This is a genomic window from Rhodococcus sp. NPDC003383, from assembly GCF_053589115.1.
The window spans coordinates 245,471-269,376 of the sequence record NZ_JBSFRG010000004.1 but is presented as its reverse complement, the minus strand read 5'-3'; the positions used below and the strand labels follow the sequence as shown (position 1 = coordinate 269,376).

Genomic DNA, 23,906 nt, shown 5'->3' with positions numbered 1-23,906 from the left:
CCGCCCGACCGCCGGCCGCCACGATGTCGTCGGCCACCTTCACCGCACGCTCGTAGTCGATGTCCGCGACAACCACCGTCATTCCGAGGGATCCCCCCGATACGGGGGCGGCGCCGCGGCGTTTCGTCTACACGCGCGGGCGGGGTCAGTCCACGCCGCGCATCGCCCGGCACGAGCGGATATCCGACGCCAGGATCGCGCGGGCCCCGATCTCGGCGAGCCGATCCATCACCGCGTTGTGGCCCTTGCGCGGCACCATCGCCCGCACCGCCACCGAATCATCGTTCGCCAGCGGCGAGATCGTCGGCGACTCCAGCCCCGGCGTCACCTTCACCGCCTCGTCCAGCAGGTGCTTCGGGCAGTCGTAGTCGAGCATCACGTACTGCTGCGCGAACACCACACCCTCGATCCGCGCGATCAACTGGTTGCGGGCCGCGTCGTCCCGGTTCGAGCCCTCCCGCTCGATCAGCACGCCCTCGGACTCGCACAGCGACTCCCCGAACGCCACCAGCTCGTGCTGGCGCAGCGTGCGACCCGACCCGACCACATCGGCGATCGCATCCGCGACCCCGAGCTGAATCGAGATCTCCACCGCACCGTCGAGCCGGATCACCGTCGCCTCGATCCCCCGCGCCGCGAGATCCTTGCGCACCAGATTCGGGTACGACGTGGCGATCCGCAGCCCCGCCAGATCCTCCACCTTCCAGTCCCGGCCCTTCGGCGCCGCATACCGGAACGAGGACCGGCCGAACCCCAGCGACAACCGCTCGGTCACCGGCGCACCGGAATCCCCGGCCAGATCCCGCCCGGTGATCCCCAGATCCAGCTCCCCGGACCCGACATAGATCGCGATGTCCTTCGGACGCAGGAAGAAGAACTCGACCTCGTTGACCGGGTCGAGCACCGTCAGATCCCGCGAATCGGTGCGACGCCGGTACCCGGCCTCACTGAGGATCTCGGCGGCGGACTCGGACAGGGAACCCTTGTTGGGAACGGCGACGCGCAGCATTCGGGACTCGGCCTCTCTGGGGAAACAGCGACAAACGGGGGCGGGACGATGCGGGCAAACAGGCTGGGATCGATCGACGATCACAGATGCTTGTAGACGTCCTCGAGCTTCAGACCGCGCCCCACCATCAGCACCTGCACCCAGTACAGAAGCTGCGAGATCTCCTCGGCCAACTCCTCGTCGCTCTGGTACTCGGCGGCGATCCACACCTCGCCGGCCTCCTCGATCACCTTCTTGCCCTGCGCATGGACGCCGGCGTCCAACGCGGCAACGGTGCCGGACCCCTCGGGACGGGTCACGGCACGCTCGGACAGCTCGGCGAACAGGGATTCGAAGGTCTTCACGGGAGCCCATTGTTTCATGACCGGCCCGATGCCCTGCGCGCGGCGTCCCCCGTCAGAAATCCAGCACCCGGCGACTGTCGAAACGCCGCGGCCGCCCGGTCAGCGGATCGTCGAACTCGAGGGTGCGCGCCAGCAGCCGCAGCGGATCGGTGAAATCGTCGGGCGCGCGGCGCCGGAACTGCGGATAGAAGTTGTCCCCCACGATCGGTGCCCCCAGCGAATTCAGGTGCAGCCGCAGCTGGTGGGTGCGGCCGGTGCGCGGAAACAACCGGTACCGGGCCCGGTCCCCGGCCCGCTCGACCAGTTCGATGCGGGTCTCGGCGTTCGGTTCCCCCTCCACCTCGACGGCGGTCAGCTCCCCGTGCCGCTTCCGGATGCGGCTGCGCACCACCCGCGGGAACTGCACCCCGGGCCGGTGCGGGGCGATCGCCTCGTACACCTTGCGGACCCGCTGCTGCTCGAACAACTCCTGATAGGGCCGCCGCAACGCCGGATCCGCGGTGCACAACAGCACCCCCGCGGTCATCCGGTCCAGCCGGTGCACCGGCACCAGATCCGGCAACCCCAGGTCCCGGCGCAGCCGCACCACCACCGTCTCCCGGATGTGCGCGCCCCGCGGGATCGTCGCCAGGAAATGCGGCTTGTCGACCACCACCAGCCCCGCATCCCGGTACAGCACGTCCACCGCGAACGGCACCGGCACCTCCGGCGGCGGTTCCCGGTAGAAGTACACGAACCGGGTCGGCTGATAGCGGGTGTGCACGTCCACGGCGCGGCCGTGCTCGTCGACCAGTTCCCCGGCCGCGATGCGCCCGGCCCAGTCCTCCCCGGGATGCGCGGCATGCAGGTATTCGACGACGGTGCGCGCGGCGGCCCCGGCGGGCATCCGCACCCGGTCCGGGCCGAGCCCGTCCCGGATCGGCAGCGGCGCGGCCGGCACGGTCAGGAACCGACCGGATCGGGCACGCAGTCCTCGCACACCAGCGTCTGCGCCCGCCCGTTGACGTCCGGATGGTTGCGGTACCGCGAGGTCGGCGCCTCGCACAGCGAACACCGCCCCAAGGTCACCGCATCGTCGGAAAATTCGACGTTCATGCGCCCGTCGAACACGTACAGCGAGCCCTCCCACAGGCCGCCGTCCCCGAACGTCTCCCCGTAGCGGACGATGCCGCCGTCGAGCTGATACACCTCGTCGAAACCGCGGTTGCGCATCAACGCCGACAGCACCTCGCACCGCACCCCACCGGTGCAGTAGGTGACCACCGGCTTCGACTTGAGGTGGTCGTAGCGGCCGCTGTCGAGTTCGGCGACGAAATCGCGGGTGGTGGCCACGTCCGGCACGATCGCATCCCGGAACCGGCCGATCTCCGCCTCGAACCGGTTGCGGCCGTCGAAGAACACCACGTCGTCGCCGCGCTCGGACATCAACGCGTGCAGGGCCAGCGGCGACAGGTGCTCCCCGCCGCCGACGACGCCGTGCTCGTCGACCTTCACCTCGTCCGGCACCCCGAAGGTGACGATCTCGGGACGCACCTTCACCGACAACCGCGGAAAATCGGTGCCGGTGCCGTCCGACCACTTCACGTCGGTGTCCTTGAACGCCGGATAGCTGCGCAACCCCCGCACGTACTTCTTCACATCGGCGATGTCCCCGCCGACGGTGCCGTTGATGCCGTGCTCGGAAATCAGGATGCGCCCGGTCAGGTTGTGCGCCGACGCGAGCGTGTGCTGCCACAACCGGATCGCCTCCGGATCGGGCAGCGGCGTGAACTTGTAGAACAACACGATCTTCGGGACGGCCATGCTCAGCGCTCCCCGGCGGCGTGCAGTCCCCGCAGGTCGGCCACCGTCAACCCCTCCAGGGTGGACCGGAACACCCGCCGCGGCGAACCCGGCACCGTCGTCAGCGACGGCACCACCAGCACCGTGCAGCCCGCGGCGTCGGCCGCGGCCGCCCCGGTCGGGGAATCCTCCACCGCCAGGCACTGCGCCGGGTCCAGCCCGAGCAGCTCCGCGGCCCGCAGGTACGGCGCCGGATCCGGCTTGCCCGCCGGCACCTCGTCCCCGCACACCGTGTGGTCGAAATGGGTACGGCCCAGGGTCTCGAGCGCCACATCGCACAACCGGCGGCCGGTGTTGGTCACCAGCGCCTGACCGAGCCCGGCCTCCCGCACCGCACCCAGCGCGGCCCGCGCCCCGGGCCGCCACGGCAGCCCCTGCGCGAACAGCTCCGCCATGAACGCGTTGAGCCAATCCTCCGCGGCGGTCTGCTCGTCCGGAGTCGGGGCGAGCCCGAGACCGTCGAAGGTGCGCCACACCGACAGATCCAGCGGCCCGCCGATCGTCGCGATCCGGGTCTCCTCCGACATCGGGCCCCCGAGATGCAGCGACAACTCCCGCATCCCGATGTCCCACAACTGTTCCGACTCGAGCAGCGTGCCGTCCATGTCCCACAGCACCGCCCGCAGCGCAACGGGCTGTGCCGATGTGCCGAGGGCCGCCGCGTCGAGGACGGAATCGATCAGCTCAGACATTGAAGTACTTGGCCTCCGGGTGGTGCAGGACGAACGCGTCGGTGGACTGCTCGGGATGCAACTGCAGCTCCTCGGACAGCTCCACCCCGATCCGCTCCGGTTCGAGCAGCTCGACCAGCTTGATGCGGTCCTCCAGGTTCGGGCACGCCCCGTACCCGAACGCGAACCGCGCCCCCCGGTAGGCCAGCTTGAAGTAGTCCGCCACCTCGGCCGGATCGTCGTCGGCGGCGGTCCCGCCCCCGGCGAACGCCAGCTCCTGCCGCACCCGCCGGTGCCAGTACTCGGCCAGCGCCTCGGTCAACTGCACCCCCAGGCCGTGCACCTCCAGGTAGTCGCGGTAGGCGTTCGCGGCGAACAACTCGTTCGCGAAATCCGCGATCGGCTGCCCCATCGTCACCAGCTGGAACGGCCACACATCGACCTGCCCGGTGCGCTGCGCCTCCTCCCGCGACCGCACGAAATCGGCGATGCACAGGAACCGGGGCCGCTGCTGCCGCGGGAACGTGAACCGGAACCGCTCCGGCGCGTCCGGCCGCGGCTCGGTCAGCACCACCACGTCGTCGCCCTCGGACACCGCCGGGAAATACCCGTACACCACCGCGGCGTGCGCCAGGATGCCCTCGGTCGACAACCGGTCCAGCCAGTACCGCAACCGCGGCCGGCCGTCGGTCTCGACCAGTTCCTCGTAGGTCGGGCCGTCACCGCCGCGCTGCCCGCGCAGCCCCCACTGGCCCAGGAACAACGCCCGCTCGTCGATCAGACCCGCATAGTCGGCGACCGCGATGCCCTTGACGACGCGGCTGCCCCAGAACGGCGGCGTCGGCACCGGCAGATCCGCCGCCACATCGCTGCGCGCGGGGATCTCCGCCGGGGTCTCCGCGGCCTTGCGCTTCTCCGCGATCCGCTTGCTGCGTTCGTGCCGGGCCTTGCGTTCGGCGGCCTTCTCCCGCGCGGCGATCGCCTCCGGGCTGTCCGGCGCCGGACCCTCGCCACGCTTGACGGCCATGATGCGGTCCATCAACGCCAGCCCCTCGAACGCGTCCCGCGCGTACGACACCTCGCCCTCGTAGATCTCCGCCAGATCGTCCTCGACGTAGCCACGGGTCAGGGCGGCACCGCCGAGCAGCACCGGGAACTGCTCCGCCACCCCGCGGGCGTTGAGTTCCTCGAGGTTCTCCTTCATCACCACGGTCGACTTCACCAGCAGACCCGACATGCCGATCACATCGGCGCGCTTGTCGATCGCGGCGTCGAGGATCGTCGCGATCGGCTGCTTGATGCCGAGGTTGACGACCTCGTAGCCGTTGTTGGACAGGATGATGTCCACCAGGTTCTTGCCGATGTCGTGCACATCGCCCTTCACGGTCGCCAGCACGATCCGGCCCTTGCCGTCGTCGCCGGTCGACTCCATGTGCGGCTCGAGATACGCCACCGCCGCCTTCATCACCTCGGCCGACTGCAGCACGAACGGCAACTGCATCTGCCCGGACCCGAACAGCTCACCGACCGTCTTCATCCCCGCCAGCAGCGTGTCGTTGATGATCGCCAGCGGCGGCACCTCCGTCATCGCCGCATCCAGATCCGCCTCGAGACCGTTGCGTTCGCCGTCGACGATGCGCCGCTCGAGCCGCTCGAACAACGGCAGCGCCGCCAGCTCCTGCGCGCGGGACTCCCGCGCCGACGCCGCCGACACCCCCTCGAACAGCTCCATCAGCTTCTGCAGCGGGTCGTAGCCCTCGCTGCGCCGGTCGTACACCAGATCCAGCGCGACCTGCCGCTGCTCCTCCGGGATCCGCGCCATCGGCAGGATCTTCGACGCGTGCACGATCGCGGTGTCCAACCCCGCCTCGGTGCACTCGTGCAGGAACACCGAGTTCAGCACCTGCCGCGCCGCCGGATTCAACCCGAACGACACGTTCGAGATGCCCAGCGTGAAATGCACCTGCGGGTAGCGGCGGTGGATCTCCCGGATCGCCTCGATCGTCTCGACGCCGTCGCGGCGCACCTCCTCCTGACCCGTCGAGATCGGGAACGTCAGCGCATCGACGATGATGTCCTCCTGCGCCAGCCCCCAGTTCTCCGTCAGATCGGTGATCAACCGCTCGGCGATCCGCACCTTGTGCTCGGCGGTGCGCGCCTGCCCCTCCTCGTCGATGGTCAGCGCCACCACCGCGGCACCGTGCTCGACGACGTGCTCCATGATCCGCTGGAACCGCGACCCGGGACCGTCCCCGTCCTCGTAGTTCACCGAGTTCACCGCGCAGCGGCCACCCAGATGCTCGAGACCGGCCCGGATCACGTCCGGCTCCGTCGAGTCGATCATGATCGGCAGCGTCGACGCCGTCGCGAACCGCGACGCCAACTGCGCCATGTCCGCCGCCCCGTCCCGGCCGACGTAGTCGACGTTCAGGTCCAGCATGTGCGCGCCGTCGCGGATCTGATCCTTCGCGATCTCCAGACACTTGTCGTAGTCGGCCGCCAGCATCGCCTCCCGGAACGCCTTCGACCCGTTCGTGTTGGTGCGCTCACCGACCATCAGGATCGACGCGTCCTGCTCGAACGGCACCGCCGCATACAGCGACGACACCCCCGGCTCGGACACCGGCCGACGCTCGGCCGGTGCCAGCTCCCGCACCGCCTCCGCGACCTGCCGGATGTGCTCGGGCGTCGTCCCGCAGCAGCCGCCGACCAGCGACAACCCGTAGTCGGAGACGAACCCGGTCAACGCCTCGGCCAGCTCCTCCGGCGACAACGGGTACTCGGCACCGTTGGCGCCCAGCACCGGCAGACCGGCATTGGGCATCACCGACACCGGCACCTCGGAATGCTGCGACAGATACCGCAGGTGCTCGGTCATCTCCGCCGGACCCGTCGCACAGTTCAACCCGATCAGGTCGATACCCAGCGGCGCGAGCGCGTTCAGAGCCGCCCCGATCTCCGACCCCAGCAGCATCGTGCCGGTCGTCTCCATCGTCACGTGCGTGATGATCGGCACCCGCCGCCCGGCACGCTCCATCGCGCGGCGACTGCCGATGATCGCCGCCTTCGCCTGCAACAGATCCTGGCAGGTCTCGACGAGGATCGCGTCCGCACCACCGTCGATCATGCCGAGCGCGGCCTCCAGATAGGCATCGCGCAACGCGTCGAACGGCGCATGCCCCAAGGTCGGCAGCTTGGTGCCCGGACCCATCGACCCGAGCACGAACCGGCCCATGCCGTCGGGGCCCGGACCCATCTCGTCGGCCACCTCCCGGGCCAGGCGGGTCCCGCGTTCGGACAGGTCACGGATACGGTCGGCGATGTCGTAGTCGGCGAGATTGGGCAGGTTGCAACCGAAGGTGTTCGTGGAGACGGCATCCGCGCCGGCCTCGAAGTACGCGCGGTGGATACCGCGGATCACATCCGGCCGGGAGTCGTTGAGAATCTCGTTGCACCCCTCGAGGCCACGGAAGTCGTCCAGCGACAGATCCGCGGCCTGCAACATGGTGCCCATCGCCCCGTCTCCGACGACAACGCGCCGCAACAGCGCATCGAGCAAGGCAGAGTGCAATGGGGTGGACATGGCCACCAGACTAGTGGGCGCCCCATCGGCCGCTGGCCGTAGGCTGGACAGGTGAGCGAAAGTGAATCCGCCGACGGCACGGAAACGGACGTCCCCGTCCTGCGCAACCCGGTGCTCATCGCCGCGTTCGAAGGGTGGAACGATGCCGGCGACGCCGCCAGCGGCGCCGTCGAACACCTCGAGCTGATCTGGGACGCCGAACCGTTCGCCGAACTCGACTCCGAAGAGTTCTACGACTACCAGGTCAACCGGCCGCAGGTGCGCCTCGTCGACGGCGTCACCCGCGAGATCGACTGGCCGGCCACCCGCCTGTCCGTGTGCTCGCCGCCCGGCAGCGACCGCGACGTCGTGCTCCTGCGCGGCATCGAACCCAACATGCGCTGGCGCAGCTTCTGCGACGCGATCCTCGAACTCGTCGAGGAAATCGGCGCCCACACCGTCGTCATCCTCGGCGCCCTGCTCGCCGACACCCCGCACACCCGGCCCGTCCCGGTCACCGGCACCGCCTACAGCAGTGAAGCTGCCAAGAAGTTCAACCTCGAGAAATCCCGCTACGAAGGCCCCACCGGCATCACCGGGGTCCTGCAGGACGCCTGCGTCCGCCGCGGCATCCCCGCCATCTCGTTCTGGGCGGCGGTCCCGCACTACGTGTCCTCGCCCCCGAACCCCAAGGCCACCGTCGCGCTGCTGCGCCGCGTCGAGGACGTCCTCGACATCGAAGTCCCCCTCGGCGAACTGCCCACCCTCGCCGAGGAATGGGAACAGACCGTCACCGAGATGACCGAGGACGACGAGGACATCACCGAATACGTCCGCACCCTCGAAGAACGCGGCGACGCCGAAACCGACCTCGACGACAGCATCTCCACCATCGACGGCGACGCCATCGCCGCCGAATTCGAGAAGTACCTGCGCCGGAGGGGACCGGGCGGCCTGTCCCAGTGAGCAGCGCCCGCACCACCCTGCAGCGCGCCGCACTGTACGTCGGGGGGTTCCTCGGACCCTTCGGCGGCGGGGTCGTCATCTCGATGCTGCCCGAGATCGGCGCCGACACCGGCGTGAGCACCGGCGACGCCGCCCTCACCATCACCGCCTACCTGGGCCCGTTCGCCCTCGCGATGCTCGTCTCCGGCACCCTCGGCGCCCGCTGGGGCCGCGTTCGGACCGTGCGCACCGCCTACGCCGTGTACGCCCTCGCGGCACTCGCGTCGGCGCTCGCGCCCACCATGACGCTGCTGCTCGGCACCCGGGTCCTGCAAGGCGTCGCCAACGCCTTCACCACCCCACTGCTGCTCGCCGCGCTCGCGATGATCACCCCGAAAGACCAGCTCGGACGCGCCCTCGGCCTGTTCGGCGCCATGCAGGCCGCCGGTCAGACCATCGCACCACTCGTCGGCGGCCTTGCCGCGGAAGTCGGCTGGCGATGTGCCTTCGTGGTGCTCGCCGCGGCCGCCCTCGTGCTCGCCGTGATCGGCCTGCCCAGCGGTGTCGGCCGCCCACCCGACGCCGCCCCCGCCCGGCTCCGCGACGCCCTGCGACCACGCGTGCTGCGCATCGGGGTCGTCGCGCTGCTCGGCTGGGGCGCCCTCGGCGGACTGAGCTTCCTGCTGGCCTTCCGCGCCGAGGACATCTTCGGCCTCGACCCCGCCCCGCGCGGCGCCCTGCTCACCGGATTCGGCATTGCCGGGATCCTCAGCGCGCGGCGCGTCGGCGTCCTCGTCGACCGCATCGGCGCGACCACCACCGTCCTGATCGGCTCGATCGCCGGAGCGGCGCTCGTGATCGTCGTCGGTCTCGCACCCACGCTGTGGCTGGTCGCGGCCGCCTGGTTCGTCGCCGGCATCGCCTCCCAGTGCGTGCTGGTCGGCGTCAACGCCGCGGTGCTCGGCGGAGAAGAACGCAACCGCGGCGGCGCCGTCTCGGTCGTGCAGGCATTCCGGTTCGGCGGCGGCGCCGCGACCCCGATGGCGCTGACCCCGCTGTACGCGGCGGCCCCGGTGGCAAGCTTCGTGCTGCCCGCGCTGCTGCTGGCGATCGTCGCGCCGATCGCGATGCCCAAGGACGCCGCGCCACCGAAGGACACCGAAATGCCCGAGGACACCGCGAGGGTCGAGGACACCGGGAGTCCCCGGGAGGAGGACCCGGCCTAGTCCGTCCCGCCTCGGTACTCATCGTCGGCTCGGCCTCGGTACCCATCGTCGGCTCGGCCTCGGTGCCCGCTCGCGGCGGAATCGTGCACGGCCCCGACGATCGGATCCAGGTAACCGCGGGCCGCGGCCTGCGCCCGCACCTCGTCGCGGGCCTCGATCGCGTCGACGACCTGCTCGTGCACAACGGTGCTCGACGCCGGATCGAACGCGCCGTGGGTGAACTCGTAGGTCGCGCGGATCAGCTCGGACAGTCGAGCGAACAGGTCCTCGAGCACAGAGTTGTGCGCGGCCCGGACCACCGCGGAGTGGAAGGCGATGTCCGTCGAGGCGTATCCGGCCTCGTCGGCGCCGTCGCAGAAACGGGCGCGGGCGGCCAGCGCCTCCCGCAGCTGCGCGATGTCCTCGTCGGTGCGGCGCTCGCACGCCAACCGCACCGCCTCGAGCTCGAGTGCGCGGCGGACCTCGAAGGCGTGCAGGATCTCCGCGACCTCGACGCGGCGGTTCAGCAGTCCCCCGAGTTCGCTGCGGGCCCGCACGTAGGTACCGAACCCGCGGCGGATCTCGAGCATGCCGGCGGAGGTGAGGTACTTGACCGCTTCGCGGACGGTGTTGCGTCCGACCCCGAGGATCGACACCAGTTCCGCCTCCGTGGGGATCCGGTCGCCGACGGGCCAGTCACCCGATTCGATGCGGGTCCGCATCCACTCCAGCGCCTGCTGGTACACAGATTCCGGTCTCACGACCACCATTTCCAGATCCTCCCACGACGACGCACAACGCATCCTACGATCGGACATGGGATGTAGGATGTCCGACGTGGCTTCAGCAATCTCGTCGACGAACACGGTGATCCCCACGGCCCGCCCCACCGACGAAACCCCGCCACGACGCTCCGCCCGGCACTACTACGGCCTCGGCTACGCCCTCACGATCCTCACCCTCGGATCGAACATCCCCACCGCCCTCTACGGGCTGTACCGAGCCGACCTCGGCTTCAGCCCCCTCACCCAGACCGCGATCTTCGCCGCCTACGTCGCCACCCTCGTCCCGGCACTGTTCCTGCTCGGCCCCCTCTCCGACCGCACCGGCCGCCGCCCCGTCCTCCTCGCCGGTCTCCTCACCGGAGTCCTCGGCGCCGTCGTCCTGGCCGGCGCACCCACCACCGGATGGCTCTTCGCCGGACGCCTCCTGCAAGGCCTGTCCATCGGCGCCTGCTCCGCCGCCGGAGCCGCCGCCCTCCTCGAACACGTCCCGGCCGGCAACCCCCGGCGCGCGGCTCGAGCCGCGACCGTCACCGGAGCGGCCGGATGCGCACTCGGACCGATCTGGGCGGGACTGGCCGCCGAATACCTCCCGTTGCCGCTGGTCACCCCCTACGTCGTGTTCGTGCTCGCGCTCGTTCCCGCCCTCCTCGCCCTGTTGGCCCTGCCCGACACCACGACCACCCGCACCCGCGCCCGCCTCCTCGAACTGCCCCGCGTACCCGCAGCGATCCGGTCGGTCTTCCTGCACGCGGCGCTTCCGGTCGCGGCCTCGTGGGCCGTCGCCGGACTGTTCCTGTCCGTCGTCCCGTCCTGGACCACCGATCTGCTCGGCACGTCGAACCTGCTGGTCGGAGCGATCGCGGCGTCCCTGATGCTGCTCTGCTCCGTGACGACCCAACTGTCCATGCGCGGAACGGATCCGCTCACCGCCCAGCGCACCGGTCTCGCCTGCAACCTCGTCGGCGTGATCGGCCTGGCCTTCGTCGGCGCAGCCTCGAGCCTGGGCCTGCTGCTCGCCGTCACCGCCTGCGTCGGCATCGGACACGGCCTCACCTTCGCCAGCGGCATGCAACGGGTGAGCGCCGCGATCGCCACCGACGCCCGCGACACCGGCGGCGCCGTCCTCGCCGCCTTCTTCACCTGCGCCTACACCGGAATGGCCCTGTCCTCCCTGGCAGTGGGACTGCTCATGAACCATCAGAGCGCCACCACCGCCGTGATCGAATTCTCGATCGCCACCGCACTCGTCACCGCGATGGCCCTGCTCCTCAACGCGCGACGGTCCTGAACACGAGCGAGGCACCTGACAGCACCGGACCCGCCGCTGTGAGGTCTTCCTGATCGCCGCTTAACCCGCGTGCCGCCGAACCGTCACCGCTGCGTCCGACCCTCGACGCATGACACCGACACCGCCCAACCCGGAGACCCCGCGCCGGCGGCTGCTCGTCGTCGGAAACGGCATGGCCGGCGCACGCACCGTCGAGGAAATCCTTGCGCGCGGCGGTCGCGAGCAGTTCGACATCACCATGATCGGCGACGAGCCGTACGGCAACTACAACCGCATCATGCTCTCGCACGTGCTCGCCGGTGAGGCCGGCGTCGACGACGACGAGCTCGTGCTCAACCCCATGAGCTGGTACCGCGAGAACGGCGTCACCCTCTACGCCGGCGACCGTGCGATCGAACTCGACCGGTTCGCCAAGACCGTCACCTGCGAATCCGGCCGCAAGGTCGACTACGACCTGCTGATCGTCGCGACCGGTTCCAACACCTTCTTCCCGAACATGGACGGCCTCCGCGAAACCGACGGCCGCCTCGGCCGTGGCGTCTTCGGATTCCGCACCATCGCCGACACCAACGGCATGCTGCAGATGGCCGAGGCCCACGACGACGTGTCCGCCGTCGTCATCGGTGGCGGCCTCCTCGGTCTCGAGGCCGCCTACGGTCTGCGCACCCAGGGACTCGCCGTCACCGTCGTGCACTCGCCCGGGCACCTGATGAACCAGCAGCTCGACGAGCGCGGCGGGCGCGTGCTGCGCACCGAGATCGAGAAGCGCGGCATCACCGTCCTCACCGGCACCCGCACCACCGCGATCCTGCGCGACGACCGCGGCGCCGTGACCGGCGTGCGCTTCGCCGACGGCGACACCGTCGCCACCGACATGGTCGTCGTCGCCGCCGGCATCCGACCCAACACCGAATTCGCCCGCAACGGCGGCCTCGTCGTCGAACGCGGCATCCTCGTCGACGACCAGATGCGCTGCGAGGACGAATCCAGCGTCTACGCCGTCGGCGAATGCGCCCAGCACCGCGGCGAGGTGTACGGCCTCGTCGCACCCGTGTGGGAACAGGCCGTCGTCCTCGCCGAACACCTGACCGGCACCAACCCCGACGCCGCCTACACCGGTTCCCGCACCACCACCAAGCTGAAGGTCGCCGGGATCGACGTCGCCGCGATGGGCGTCAAGGGCCCCGAACGCGAAGACGACGAGTTCGTCCAGTTCTACGATCCGCGCAGCGGCGTCTACAAGGCCGTCGTCGTCCGCGACGGCACCCTGATCGGGGCGATGCTGCTCGGCGACATCGGCAAGGCCTCGATGCTCGCGCAGGCATTCGACGGCAAGATCGACCTCCCCGAGGACCGCGCGGCGCTTCTGTTCGACATCGGCGAACCCCAGGGCCCCGACGTGGCCGCGGACCTGCCCGACGACACCCAGGTGTGCAACTGCAACGGTGTCACCAAGGGCGACCTCGTCGCCTGCGTCCACAGCGGCGCCGCCACCCTCACCGAGGTGTGCGCGAAGACCCGCGCCGGCAAGGGCTGCGGCTCCTGCAAGGGCCTGGTCGCCGACATCGTGGCCTGCGCGGCCGGCGGTGAACTCGCCGACGACCCTGCCGCGAACTGGTACGTCCCGTGCATCCCGCTCAGCAAACCCGACCTGATCGCCGCGATCCGTGCCCAGGGCCTGCGCTCGGTGTCCCAGGTGTTCGCCGCGCTCGCCCCCGCCGGGGAGGACGCGACCGCGAAGATGCCGCTCGCGTCGCTGCTGCGCGTGGTGTGGGGACCCGACTGGATCGACGAACGCGGCGCCCTGTTCATCAACGACCGCGTGCACGCCAACATCCAGCGCGACGGCACCTTCTCGGTCGTCCCCCAGATGAAGGGCGGCGTCACCACCCCCGACCAGCTGCGCCGCATCGCCGACGTCGCCGACCGCTACTCGGTGCCGATGGTCAAGGTCACCGGCGGCCAGCGCATCGACCTGCTCGGCATCCGCAAGGAAGACCTTCCGAACGTGTGGGCCGACCTCGGCATGCCGTCCGGATACGCCTACGGCAAGTCCGTGCGCACCGTGAAGACCTGCGTCGGCAGCGACTACTGCCGGTTCGGTCTCGGCGACTCCACCTCGCTCGGCATCGCCATCGAGGACCGCTTCCAGGGCCTCGAAACTCCGGCGAAGCTGAAGTTCGCGGTCGCGGGCTGCCCCCGCAACTGCTCCGAGGCACTGTGCAAGGACTTCGGCGTCGTCGCGGTCGGCGACGGCCGCTGGGAGATCTACGTCGGCGGGGCCGCCGGCGCGCACATCCGCAAGGGTGACCTGCTCGCCACCGTCGACTCCGGTGACGAGGTCCTGACCATCGCGGGACGGTTCATCCAGTACTACCGCGAGAACGCCCGATGGCTCGAACGCACCTACGACTTCGTACCACGCCTGGGCATCGACCGCCTGCAGGTATTGCTGCTCGACGACGAGGAGGACATCGTGACCGGATTGGACGAACGGATCGCGGCCGCGGTCGCCGGCTACCGCGACCCGTGGCTCGAACGCACCACACCGAAATCCCCGGCGCAGTTCGCCCCGTCGCTGCCGCTGCTCCCGCTCCCCCAGGTTCCCGTCCGATGACCGCCCTGCACGACGGAGTGACCGTCGACGTCGGAGCGATCACCGACCTCACCGCAGGCGAAGGCCGCACCTACGCCGTCGACGGCCGGCAGATCGCCGTGTACCTGCTGTCCGACGGCACCGTCCGCGCGACGGACGCGATGTGCCCGCACAAGGCCGGTCCGCTCACCGACGGCCAGATCGACGACGCGGTCGTCGTGTGCCCGCTGCACCAGTACGCCTTCTCCTTCGACACCGGCGCCTGCACCACCCCCGGAATCGGTTCCGTCCAAACCTATCCGGCGCACGTGGTCGACGGACGGATCCTCTTGACCGTGGGATAGCACCCGTGCGGTCGCCGGGCTGGCTACCGTAGGCGAAGCCGCCGAAGGGATCCTCCGATGAGCCACCCCGTCATCGTCGAACACGAATCGATCGTCGCTGCGGATGCGCCCGCGGTGTGGGCCCGGGTGACGGACCCCGCCGGCATCAACGACGAACTTGCACCCCTGCTCGCAATGCGGATGCCGCGAGGAGTGCACGGCATCGGTGTCGACCGGGTTCCCGTCGGTGTACCGCTCGGGACGGCGCCACTTCTTCTGTTCGGCGTGCTTCCTATTGAATACGACGCGCTCACGATCGTGGAGCTGGAACCGGGCCGGCGCTTCCACGAGAAGTCCACGATGGCAACGATGCGGCGTTGGGAGCACGAACGCACACTCACCGCCGCCGGAGCCGGTCGTACCCGCGTGCACGACCGGCTCACCATGGAACTTCGTGCTCCTCTCGCACGACTCCCCTACGGCGACGAGCTGGCCCGACAGATCATCACAAGACTCTTCGAGCACCGACATCGACGCCTTGCACTCCATTTCGCGGGTTCGGTACCCAACCTTAGAGGTTGGTGAGTTCTGATGGAGGCGAGATGGGTGGTTTGGTGATGGGTTTGGAGTGAGATTCTGTTTTTCTATTTGTTCCGTCATGTCCGGAATAATTCCTCACGTTTCGACAGCTGCCCGAAGACCCACGCCGAAGAATTCTGGGCTTCCGGATTTTCGCGGTCGGCCACACTCCCCGTTTCGTCGCTCCCCGCCCGGCGCCGGCAGCGACTCCCCGCCCCTCGACAGACTCGCAGGCTGGTAGACGCCTCTCCCCCTGTGGATTCCACATGGTCGGCGACGCTTGCCTTCCTGCCTGCACCCGATCGAACCGGCGTCCGCTCCCCCGATCGGATCCGGACTCGGAATATCGGCACTTCCGGTGAAAGACAGGCAGTGGTGGATCGAGGTAGGCATCCGCGAGAGTTCTGTATTTCTTTGCGTTCCGTGCTTTCCAGAAATCTTGCTCGCGCTGAAGTGCTCCCCCGACGCTCCGGTTGCGGGGATACGCTTGCTGTCGCTGCTCTTTCAGCCGGTCGACAGATCGATCCCACCGACGTAGGGACATTCACATGTCGGAAAACGAACCGGATGTCGTACTGGGGCCCTTCTCCTCTCCGGATGCGCAAGCAACGCCGTGGGCGTCCGCGCTGACGGTTATCGATGCGGCAGAGGTGTTCTGGCTTTCCACCGTGCGCCCGGACGGGCGTCCACACGTGACGCCGTTGCTGGCGGCATGGAGTTTGGGCGGTCTGTGCTTCACGACCGGTGCCCAGGAGCGCAAAGCGCTCAACCTCGAACACAATTCGCACTGTGCGCTCACGACCGGCACGAATTCTCTGACCGGTGTGGACGTCGTCATCGAAGGCGTCGCAACGGCAGTGAGTGAGCGCACCGAACGTGCACAGGCCCTCGCAGACTTCGAGCGGAAGTACGGCCCCCACCTGACCGGCCGCGACGGTGCCTGGAATCGATTGGGCGAAGCCGTCATTGCCGGTGACATCCGGCTCTATCGAGTTGCGCCGACGGTCGGCTTCGCTTTCGGCAAGCTGCCCACATCCAGTCAGACCCGCTACACGTGGCCGAACCGGTGACGGCGATGTCCGCGCTGCAGCACCGGATCCGAAGTCTGCTCGACGAATTCGTCGGCACCGGAGCCGAAACCGGCTTGCAGGTTGCCGTGTACCACCGCGGTGCGCCGGTCGTCGACGCCGTCGCGGGCATCGCCGACAGCCGAACCGGGCGCGCAGTAGCCTCCGAAACCCCGTTCTTCAGCTTCTCCGCCGGCAAAACCATGACGTCGCTGATCGCCCATCTGCTCGTGCGGACCGACGCCCTCGACTACGACACACCGCTGGTCGACCTGTGGCCGGAGTTCGGTGTCCACGGCAAGGAGGGCGCGACTCTTCATCATGTGCTGACCCACTCCGTGGGGGTACCGGCCATGCCTCGTGACATCGGCCCCGCCGACCTGACCGACTGGCCGCGGGTCTGCACCGCCATCGCCGCAGCCGAACCACTCTGGCGTCCCGGGACGGAGACGGGATACCACTCGTACACCTTCGGCTTCCTCGTCGGCGAGATCGCACGCCGCACCACCGGCAAGCCGATGCGGCAACTCCTCCACGACTGGATCGCCGCGCCGCTCGGTCTCGACCGCGAGCTGTACTTCGGTGTGCCGCGAACCGACCTGGAGAGACTGGCACGGCTCGAAGACGCCGCACCGCAACAACTCCCCCCGGACGACGGCATTCTCGCGCCGTGGGAATTGCAACCCACCGCGGCCCTGGGGAACAGTCCCGCGTTCCTGGAGGCGGACATCCCGTCGGTCGGCACCTTCACCGCCCGGGGAATCGCCGCCGTGCACGGCGCGGTACTCGAGGGCCGGCTCATCGATACACACCAACTCGAGGAGATGACAGCGCTCGCGTTCGAGGGCACCGACCGGGTCGTCGGCAGCCAGGTGCGACTGGCCCTGGGCTATCCGCTCGGCCGCCTCGGCGCTTCCCCTGACGAGACACCCACCACGTTCGGCTGGGTCGGGGGCGGCGGCAGCTACGTCTGTGCCGACACCGCCACCGGCACAGCTTTCGCCATGACCAAGACCCGCCTCACCCCGCATTTCGACACCGCCCGACGACTCGTCGACGTGACCGCAGCCGAGATCACCCGGCGTTCTCGGGACTCGGCACCATGACGGGACTCCCTCGTCCGTGTCGTCAGTTCTCGGCGGTCCCATCGATACCCGCGTGATTCGCGTCATCGTCCGGGCGTCGCCGCAACCAACCGATTCCGATGCCCAACGCCACGATCGAGACTCCCACCACCACTGCAGAAATCCGGTGTCCACTACCGCTCGTTCCGATCCCCTCCCCCTGCAGCGGCGCGTACGCGGTCCACCCGTATCTCGCAGACAGGGGCACGAGAATCGCAGCCGGGGCCGCGAGCGCCGTCATCACGACCGTCGGCGCCGACGGCAGGCAGGAGGCGACGAGAAACGCGGCCGCGAGGGGAAAGACAACAAGAACGGCGACCAGGTGGGTGTTGTCCCACGGCGGGCTCTCCACGAGGCCGGTCAGTGCCACGACAACGAGTCCGACGATGCCGAACCACGGGCGGCGCACCCGGATTCCCACCACCGACCCGAGCGCGGCCAGCGCCACCGGAATCAGCAGCGTCCACCACTGCTCCGTGTACCACGCGAGTTCGCTCGGACCGACGAACGCCACCGCTGTCCCGGCGAGAAGCACAGCGCCCGCCGGACCCGGAATCCATGCGGCCGCAGCGAGTGTGACCGGAATCAGAGCGAGCCCACCCCACCACCAGCCCGAGAACACCGTGGTTCCGTGCAGGCCGCTCACCGCCCCGACGAAACGCCAGTGCAGGATCAGCCAGACTGCGGGAAGAACTATCCCGACGAGCACTCCCCTTCCCCGCAACCGGACGTCTTCCGTGGTGACGGTCCCGGTGTCCGCCTGCCACATCAGCACGAACACGGCGAGCACTGCCGCTGCGACGAGTACCAGAAGAACCACGTCGGGCTCGGACGACGCCGGAAGATAGTCGGCATACCGGCGCGGAGACGACTCGCGTCCCAGCCGCGCAAGAGGTTCGGCACATAGGATCCCCGCGAGTCCTCCTGCTGCGACGGAGACCTGACCGCGCCCAGCGCCGAGTGACGGAACGGTCGCGGCCAGGGCACCGAGGAGCAGGCCCGCCCCGGACGCCGCGGCGAACACTCCGTACTCGCCTCCCCACGGTGCCGCCGAGAGACCGATCAGCACGAGGCCGACCGCGGCCGCAAGCGCCCGGTGCGACCGTACCCGCATTCCCCAGGCGACCACCGCCGCGATGAATGCGCCCAGGGTCACGCCGACGGCGCCGCCCGAGAACAGCAGGCCGACCCTGCTGCCACCGGTGACGAACGCGAACGAGTCGGTGGTGGTCGACGCCAGGGCCGATCCCGCGGCGAACGCTCCCACGGCGAGGCACAGCTGGAAACTGCGGTAGTGCATGTGCCACACGTTTCAGGACGGCGGAAGTTTCGGACGGGCGGCACGCCGAGGGGGTGATCAGTTCGCGATATTTCACGTTTCCGTCTTGCCCGGATTAATGCCCCGGGCGAGACGGACAGGGGGCGGAGAAGTACTACTCCGTCGGCAGCGAACGCAGCGATTTCACCGTCGTATCGACGGCCCGCGCCGCCTCGGCGCCCTTCTTCACGAAGTGCCGCGTGAAGTACTCGACGTGCTCGTCGTGCTCGTGGAAGTTGTGCGGGGTGAGCACCACGGAGAAGACCGGGACATCCGTGTCCAGTTGGACGCGCATCAGGCCGTCGATCACCGCGGTCGCGACGAAATCGTGCCGGTAGATACCGCCGTCCACGACCAGTCCCGCAGCGACGATGCCGTCGTACCGCCCGGTCTGCGCGAGCCGGCGGGCGTGCAGGGGGATCTCGAAAGCTCCCGGCACCTCGTAGAACTCCAGGGTGTCCTTGGAATGCCCCAGGGCCACCATCTCGTCGGTGAAGCCCTCACGGGCCTGGTCGACGATGCTGCGATGCCATGTGGCCTGGATGAAGGCGTAGCGGCCGAGACTGTCACTCATGCGTTGAAACTATCGCATCACGCTCCCCTCCCCGTGCCGACAGGCGCAGCGGCTTCCCGGGGACCCACGTTGTGACCAACGGCCCGCAACGGACACCCATTCCGGAATTTCTGCTTTTCCGTTGCAGACAGAGTGAGTAGTGTGGTGGGTGTGACTGTTGCGGATGATTCCAGCGGGTCGGTCGAGGTCGTCGGTCCTCGTCCCGAACGCCACATCGACATCTACCGCCGCGCGGTGGCGAGCCTCGAGGCCTGCCTGCCCCTCGGCTGGTCGGTGACCGCCGACCGCGCCCGCTCCCCCGAAGCACCCAAACGCATCCTCGTCACCGCGCCCGACGGAGATTCCGTCTCCTATTCCGTCATCACGTCCCGGGGTGTACTCAGCGGCGACATCGCGCGGATCGCGGCCGAACTCACCGAGTCCGACCGCGGGTTCGTGTGCGCCCACTACCTGTCCGATCCGGTGCGCCGCCAGCTGGACCAGCACGGCATCTCCTACGCCGACGCGACCGGCAATCTCACACTCGTCGCCGCCCGGCCCGCGATCTGGGTGCGCAACCGCGGTGCCGACGCGGATCCGTGGCGCGGGCCCGGCCGGCCCTCGGGCGTGCTGACCGGCGAACCGTCCGAGCGGGTCGTGCGGGCGCTCGCCGACCACGTCGGCGACATGTCGGTTCCCGAGCTGATCAAGCTGTCCGGCGCATCCACCGGCGCCGCGTACCGGGTGGTCGAGGTCCTCACCGAACGTGAACTGATCCGTCGGATCCCCCGCGGCCCTGTCACCTCCGTGCGTTGGGAACCGATGCTGCGTGCGTGGGCGGCGGATCGGAAGCCCTGTGCCACTCGCAGTTTCGCCGCACCCGACGGGCTGGATGCGGTGCGGACCCAGCTCGCCGAGCGTATCGACCTCGGGTATGCCCTGACCGGCGTGGGTGCGACGGACTACGCACCCACGGATCTGCTCGAGGTGTACGCCGACGATCCGGACGAGTTCGCCGCCGCCCTCGGGCTGCGCCCGGTGGACCGCGCCGCGGACGTCGTGGTGGCGATCCCGTGGACGCCGGTGGTCTTCGACCGGATGGAGCGGCGGGAGGGGTTGCGGTTCGTCGCACCCGCGCACGTCTACGCGGATCTGCTGGCCGGACCGTTCCGCAATCCGGACGCGGCCGACCATCTGAGGTCCCGCATGGAGGCGGACGAGTCGTGGTGGCGGCGGCCGGTCGGACGGGGTCTGTGAGGGTTCCGCTCAGAGCCCGAGTTCGGTGACGGCATTGCCGACGAGGCCGGCATGGTGGCGGCTGTAGAGCGCGACCATCCGTTCGTCGGCGTGCCCGGTCTGCGTCATGATCGTCTGCGTCGTGGCGCCGTTGCGCACCGCCTGGGTGACGAATCCGGCACGCAGGCTGTGCCCGCCGAGCGTGGCCACGAGTTCCGGGCTGAACCCGGCCTGGCGGGCCCGCCGCCGGATCATCGAGTGCACCGACTGGCCGGTGAGGACTCCCGAACCGATCGACCCGGTGCGATGGACGGGCCGGAACAGGGCACGGTCCGGGCCGGCCGTCTTCGACGCCAGGCCGCGGCAGTGGTGGTCGCCGAGTTCGTCCACCGCATCCTCGAGCAATGACACCGCGGCCGCACGACCACCGTCGTCCCACACGTCGAGCACCTCGCGCCACCGCCGGTACGCGCACACCGGGCAGGTCTGCGGATCGCGGCCGTACGGCAGCGTGACGACGCGGCCGTGGGCGTCGCGGTCGGTCTTGGAACGACGGATGGTGACGTAGAGGCCGTCCGAGCGGTGCGCGACCACGTCGGATACCGCGATGCCGCACAGTTCCGAGCGTCGCAGCGCACCGGCGAGCCCCATGAGCAGCAACGCCGAATCGCGACGTTCGGCGACCCGGTCCGCGAACCCGGTCGCGGCCGCACGCATGGTCCCCACGATGGCACGCACGTCCTCGGTGAGCAGCGGCGTGCGCCGAGCGGCTGGGGTCGCGCGACTGCGCCGGATTCCCCGCAGCAGGTCGCGCACGGTCTCGCTCCGCCCCGGGACCGGCAGGCCGGCGAGAGCGTGCACCTTGTTGATCGTCGCGACCCACCGCGCCAGCGTGGACGGCGCATATGCCCACCGGCCGTCGGGCCGGAGTTCGCCGGACTTCTCGGTGAGATACCAGCCGAGCAGTTCCGGCGACGCGGGCAGCGGGGTGTTCCCGGATCCCTCACACCAGCGGACGAACTTGTCCCAGTCGGCGGTGTGCGCGGCACGGGTGTTGTCGGAGGACGCCTTCTCGCGCAGCCGGCGCATCGCATCCTCGGCGCCGGCCGGGAGATTCGGTGGCGCCCCGGCCGGTTCGGGAGGCGCGAACGCGCCGGAGGACACCAGTTCCGCGCCACCGACATCTTTCGTCACTGTGACACTCCCCTTCGTCCCGGCCCCATCCGACTCAACGCACCGTATCCACCGCGGTGGAGCACCGCCCGATGCGACGATGGATCGGCGTGTCGACCGGACAACCCACCACCTCTCGAGGGAGGGCCATGAACATCCACGCCATCGCCGATCCTCTGCCAACCGCCGGCGCCCGCGTCTACGGAGAACCGCACGAGACGGCGGACGGCACCACCATCATCACCGTGACGGACCTCCGGCGCCCCTGGTTCCGGCGCACCGATGCGACGCCGGTTCCGAAGCCATTGGGTGTCTTCGTCGTTCACGACGGTGAGGTCCGCTGGGAAGCGGCGGTCGACGGGACGCGGATCGCGCTGATGGGTGAGCTGATCGGGTTGGTCGCCGCCACGATCGCCACCCTCGCCATTCTCCGCCGGCCGCCGTGGCCGGATGTGCGCATCGACTGACGCTCGTAGCCCATTTCCCCTGTTCGAGGGGCATTTTCGCCGGCACTCCAGGGGCGCCCGGCACTGCGGTGCCGGGCGTGCCCCACCCCTACCCAGTTTTTCGATCCCCGCGCGACCTTGATCGTCATAAGTGGGGATTATGACGATCAAAAGGAATACATGCTGACATATGCATGTACGCATTCTTAGAACATGATTTCCGAAACCCAAGACAAAACAACCACCCATCCTGCAAAGCACACCCGTCGCTACCTGCAGTTTTGGCGACACTTGGCATTCTCTTTCGTTTCGTTTCAAGTAACGTTTCGTGTATCGTTATGTTATAAATGCTGTTCAAGGCGCTGAAGGGGCCGAAAATGGGCGAGAACGAAGCTGTCGAGGAGTCGAAGCCGCGCGTCGGCAGGCCGCGCAAGTACGCCTCCCCCGCCGATCGGGTGCGCGCACACCGCGAACGGGAACGACAGCGGAAGGAAGCGGCCCAGCTCGCAGAACTCACCTCCCCTGCGGATCCGGCCGAAGGCGCGAGCAACCTCGCGGCGGCGGTGTCGTCACTGCGCGCGTTGACCGCGGCGAGCCTCGAGCAGTACAACGCCGTCGCGGCGCAGATCACGGCCGCCGTCGACAAGCTCACCGATCCCGCGGCGCTCGAAGCGCAGCTGAACCGGGCCTCGACCGAACTTGCCAAGGTGAAGGCCGATGCGGACGCGAAGATCGTCCGCCTGCGCGAGCAGCTGGCGCAGGCGACCGAGGATCGCGAGAACGCCGATGCTGCGGTGAGTGCCGTCGACGCCGAACTCGCCGACGCCCGCGCCGCCCACGCCGAGCAGCTCCGGGAGCTTCGGGAAACGCATCACGCCGAACTCGCGCGGATGGCCGACGAGCACGCCGCGACGTTGCACCGCTGGCAGGAACAGCTCGCCGATACGCAGGAGGAGCACGAGCAGATCACCGCGGAACTGCGGAGCACCGTCTCCGAGCTGACAGCGAAGATCACCGAAACCCGGGACCTCCTCGAGCGGGCCGCCGAAGAGCGCGATCGCCTGGCCGCCGACCTGCAGGACACGCGCGCCGAACTCACGCGCGCCCGCGCTTCGCTCGAACGGGAGTCCGCCGCGCTCGAACGCGTCGAATCGGAGCTGGGCGCCGAGCGCACACGCAGCGCGGACCTGCGCGATCACCTCGAGCAGGCACGCGTCACGGCCGCGTCGTCGGCGGCGACCGAGGCCGCCGCGCGCGAGCGCGGGGACGAACTACGTGCCGAAATCGCCGAACTGCGAACCGAACTCACGGCCGCCCGTGCTCGCCGCGCTACCGAAAGCACCGAGAACGTCGCCGAAGACACCAAGATCCAAGACACCGCGAAGGAGAAGCGTCCCCCGGCGTAGCGACCGGTACCGCCTGCGAGCGGCCGACGCAGGGAATCAGGCCGCGCAGACCCCGAACACGGGGAACCGGTCGGCGGGGCGGGCGGACCGCAATTCCACCCGTACCGGCGCGTCGGCGCCATCGGGGAACGAACCTTCGATCTTCGAGTAGACCCATGGTCCGTCGTCGAGTTCGACGATCGCGATCGTGAACGGCTCCTGGTCGCGGTGCCGTCCGTGCGACGCGTGGTGCAGCACTTTCCACGACACGATCGAGCCGGCACCGGAACAACACACCGACTGAAGTTCCGCGCTTCCGCACGAGGAGCACTTCGGCGTCTGGGGTGCGAAGTGGGTGTCGCAGTCGTCGCACCGCAGGATGGTCAGGGCGTTGCGCGTCGTGGAGCCCGGGCGAACGGGGTCGAGGTCGGCGGCCATCGAGGTCCTTTCCGCGA

At 69.2% G+C, this 23,906-nt stretch carries 22 protein-coding genes; 11 read left to right on the top strand and 11 right to left on the bottom strand.

Features of this window, described 5'->3' with window-relative positions:
- Positions 1-145 precede the first annotated feature (145 nt).
- The 6 genes from hisG to metH all read right to left on the bottom strand — a co-directional run bounded on the left by hisG (position 146) and on the right by metH (position 7,449).
- Positions 146-1,009: an ATP phosphoribosyltransferase gene (hisG, locus tag ACWDTS_RS06150; RefSeq protein WP_450108519.1), complete on the bottom strand. Its 864-nt coding sequence runs from the start codon at positions 1,007-1,009 to the stop codon at positions 146-148.
- 80 nt (positions 1,010-1,089) lie between these two features.
- Entirely contained in the window at positions 1,090-1,371 is a 282-nt protein-coding gene (locus tag ACWDTS_RS06145; RefSeq protein WP_197250468.1) for a phosphoribosyl-ATP diphosphatase, read from the bottom strand.
- A 34-nt stretch (positions 1,372-1,405) separates the two neighbouring features.
- Positions 1,406-2,293, bottom strand: a complete 888-nt coding sequence (locus tag ACWDTS_RS06140; protein ID WP_450108518.1) for a pseudouridine synthase — start codon at positions 2,291-2,293, stop codon at positions 1,406-1,408.
- A gap of 2 nt (positions 2,294-2,295) precedes the next feature.
- Positions 2,296-3,156 (bottom strand): oxygen-dependent tRNA uridine(34) hydroxylase TrhO, encoded by an 861-nt coding sequence (trhO, locus tag ACWDTS_RS06135; protein WP_450108517.1) that lies wholly within the window; start codon positions 3,154-3,156, stop codon positions 2,296-2,298.
- A 2-nt stretch (positions 3,157-3,158) separates the two neighbouring features.
- Positions 3,159-3,887 carry an HAD family hydrolase gene (locus tag ACWDTS_RS06130; protein WP_450108516.1) on the bottom strand — a complete coding sequence of 243 codons (729 nt, stop codon included), beginning with the start codon at positions 3,885-3,887 and terminating at the stop codon, positions 3,159-3,161.
- Positions 3,880-7,449: a methionine synthase gene (metH, locus tag ACWDTS_RS06125; protein ID WP_450108515.1), complete on the bottom strand. Its 3,570-nt coding sequence runs from the start codon at positions 7,447-7,449 to the stop codon at positions 3,880-3,882. The genes ACWDTS_RS06130 and metH overlap by 8 nt, the downstream gene beginning before the upstream one ends.
- Before the next feature lie 51 nt (positions 7,450-7,500).
- On the opposite strand from metH, the gene ACWDTS_RS06120 reads away from it, so the two are divergent.
- Both ACWDTS_RS06120 and ACWDTS_RS06115 read left to right on the top strand, forming a co-directional pair.
- Positions 7,501-8,394, top strand: coding sequence for a PAC2 family protein (locus ACWDTS_RS06120; protein WP_197250472.1), 894 nt, complete (start codon positions 7,501-7,503; stop codon positions 8,392-8,394).
- The gene (locus tag ACWDTS_RS06115) at positions 8,391-9,599 is read left to right on the top strand and encodes an MFS transporter (RefSeq protein ID WP_450108514.1); all 1,209 of its coding nucleotides are present in this window, start codon (positions 8,391-8,393) and stop codon (positions 9,597-9,599) included. The genes ACWDTS_RS06120 and ACWDTS_RS06115 overlap by 4 nt, the downstream gene beginning before the upstream one ends.
- Here ACWDTS_RS06115 and ACWDTS_RS06110 read toward each other — a convergent pair.
- Positions 9,596-10,348, bottom strand: a complete 753-nt coding sequence (locus ACWDTS_RS06110; protein WP_450108573.1) for a FadR/GntR family transcriptional regulator — start codon at positions 10,346-10,348, stop codon at positions 9,596-9,598. The genes ACWDTS_RS06115 and ACWDTS_RS06110 overlap by 4 nt on opposite strands.
- Positions 10,349-10,415: 67 nt before the next feature.
- On the opposite strand from ACWDTS_RS06110, the gene ACWDTS_RS06105 reads away from it, so the two are divergent.
- The 6 genes from ACWDTS_RS06105 to ACWDTS_RS06080 all read left to right on the top strand — a co-directional run bounded on the left by ACWDTS_RS06105 (position 10,416) and on the right by ACWDTS_RS06080 (position 17,322).
- Entirely contained in the window at positions 10,416-11,651 is a 1,236-nt protein-coding gene (locus ACWDTS_RS06105; protein WP_450108513.1) for an MFS transporter, read from the top strand.
- A gap of 109 nt (positions 11,652-11,760) precedes the next feature.
- The gene (gene nirB, locus ACWDTS_RS06100) at positions 11,761-14,268 is read left to right on the top strand and encodes a nitrite reductase large subunit NirB (RefSeq protein WP_450108512.1); all 2,508 of its coding nucleotides are present in this window, start codon (positions 11,761-11,763) and stop codon (positions 14,266-14,268) included.
- The gene (locus ACWDTS_RS06095) at positions 14,265-14,591 is read left to right on the top strand and encodes a Rieske (2Fe-2S) protein (RefSeq protein ID WP_450108511.1); all 327 of its coding nucleotides are present in this window, start codon (positions 14,265-14,267) and stop codon (positions 14,589-14,591) included. The genes nirB and ACWDTS_RS06095 overlap by 4 nt, the downstream gene beginning before the upstream one ends.
- Before the next feature lie 57 nt (positions 14,592-14,648).
- Positions 14,649-15,155: a hypothetical protein gene (locus ACWDTS_RS06090; protein ID WP_450117803.1), complete on the top strand. Its 507-nt coding sequence runs from the start codon at positions 14,649-14,651 to the stop codon at positions 15,153-15,155.
- Between the two features lie 542 nt (positions 15,156-15,697).
- Complete coding sequence (locus ACWDTS_RS06085) at positions 15,698-16,219, top strand: pyridoxamine 5'-phosphate oxidase family protein (RefSeq protein ID WP_450108509.1); 522 nt, start codon at positions 15,698-15,700, stop codon at positions 16,217-16,219.
- Positions 16,204-17,322 carry a serine hydrolase domain-containing protein gene (locus ACWDTS_RS06080; protein ID WP_450117802.1) on the top strand — a complete coding sequence of 373 codons (1,119 nt, stop codon included), beginning with the start codon at positions 16,204-16,206 and terminating at the stop codon, positions 17,320-17,322. Before ACWDTS_RS06085 ends, ACWDTS_RS06080 begins: the two co-directional genes overlap by 16 nt.
- A gap of 22 nt (positions 17,323-17,344) precedes the next feature.
- Here ACWDTS_RS06080 and ACWDTS_RS06075 read toward each other — a convergent pair whose 3' ends face one another.
- Both ACWDTS_RS06075 and ACWDTS_RS06070 read right to left on the bottom strand, forming a co-directional pair.
- Positions 17,345-18,640 carry a hypothetical protein gene (locus ACWDTS_RS06075; RefSeq protein ID WP_450117801.1) on the bottom strand — a complete coding sequence of 432 codons (1,296 nt, stop codon included), beginning with the start codon at positions 18,638-18,640 and terminating at the stop codon, positions 17,345-17,347.
- A gap of 133 nt (positions 18,641-18,773) precedes the next feature.
- Positions 18,774-19,232: a 6,7-dimethyl-8-ribityllumazine synthase gene (locus ACWDTS_RS06070; RefSeq protein ID WP_450108506.1), complete on the bottom strand. Its 459-nt coding sequence runs from the start codon at positions 19,230-19,232 to the stop codon at positions 18,774-18,776.
- 150 nt (positions 19,233-19,382) lie between these two features.
- Here ACWDTS_RS06070 and ACWDTS_RS06065 point away from each other — a divergent pair, with 150 nt between their 5' ends.
- Complete coding sequence (locus ACWDTS_RS06065) at positions 19,383-20,468, top strand: helix-turn-helix domain-containing protein (protein ID WP_450117800.1); 1,086 nt, start codon at positions 19,383-19,385, stop codon at positions 20,466-20,468.
- 9 nt (positions 20,469-20,477) lie between these two features.
- Here the strand turns inward: ACWDTS_RS06065 and ACWDTS_RS06060 are convergent, their stop codons facing one another.
- Entirely contained in the window at positions 20,478-21,536 is a 1,059-nt protein-coding gene (locus ACWDTS_RS06060; RefSeq protein WP_450117808.1) for a tyrosine-type recombinase/integrase, read from the bottom strand.
- 233 nt (positions 21,537-21,769) lie between these two features.
- On the opposite strand from ACWDTS_RS06060, the gene ACWDTS_RS06055 reads away from it, so the two are divergent.
- Positions 21,770-22,087 (top strand): hypothetical protein, encoded by a 318-nt coding sequence (locus tag ACWDTS_RS06055; protein ID WP_450108504.1) that lies wholly within the window; start codon positions 21,770-21,772, stop codon positions 22,085-22,087.
- 356 nt (positions 22,088-22,443) lie between these two features.
- Positions 22,444-23,472 carry a hypothetical protein gene (locus ACWDTS_RS06050; protein ID WP_450108503.1) on the top strand — a complete coding sequence of 343 codons (1,029 nt, stop codon included), beginning with the start codon at positions 22,444-22,446 and terminating at the stop codon, positions 23,470-23,472.
- A gap of 36 nt (positions 23,473-23,508) precedes the next feature.
- Here ACWDTS_RS06050 and ACWDTS_RS06045 read toward each other — a convergent pair whose 3' ends face one another.
- Positions 23,509-23,889 carry a Zn-ribbon domain-containing OB-fold protein gene (locus tag ACWDTS_RS06045; RefSeq protein ID WP_450117799.1) on the bottom strand — a complete coding sequence of 127 codons (381 nt, stop codon included), beginning with the start codon at positions 23,887-23,889 and terminating at the stop codon, positions 23,509-23,511.
- Positions 23,890-23,906 lie beyond the last annotated feature (17 nt).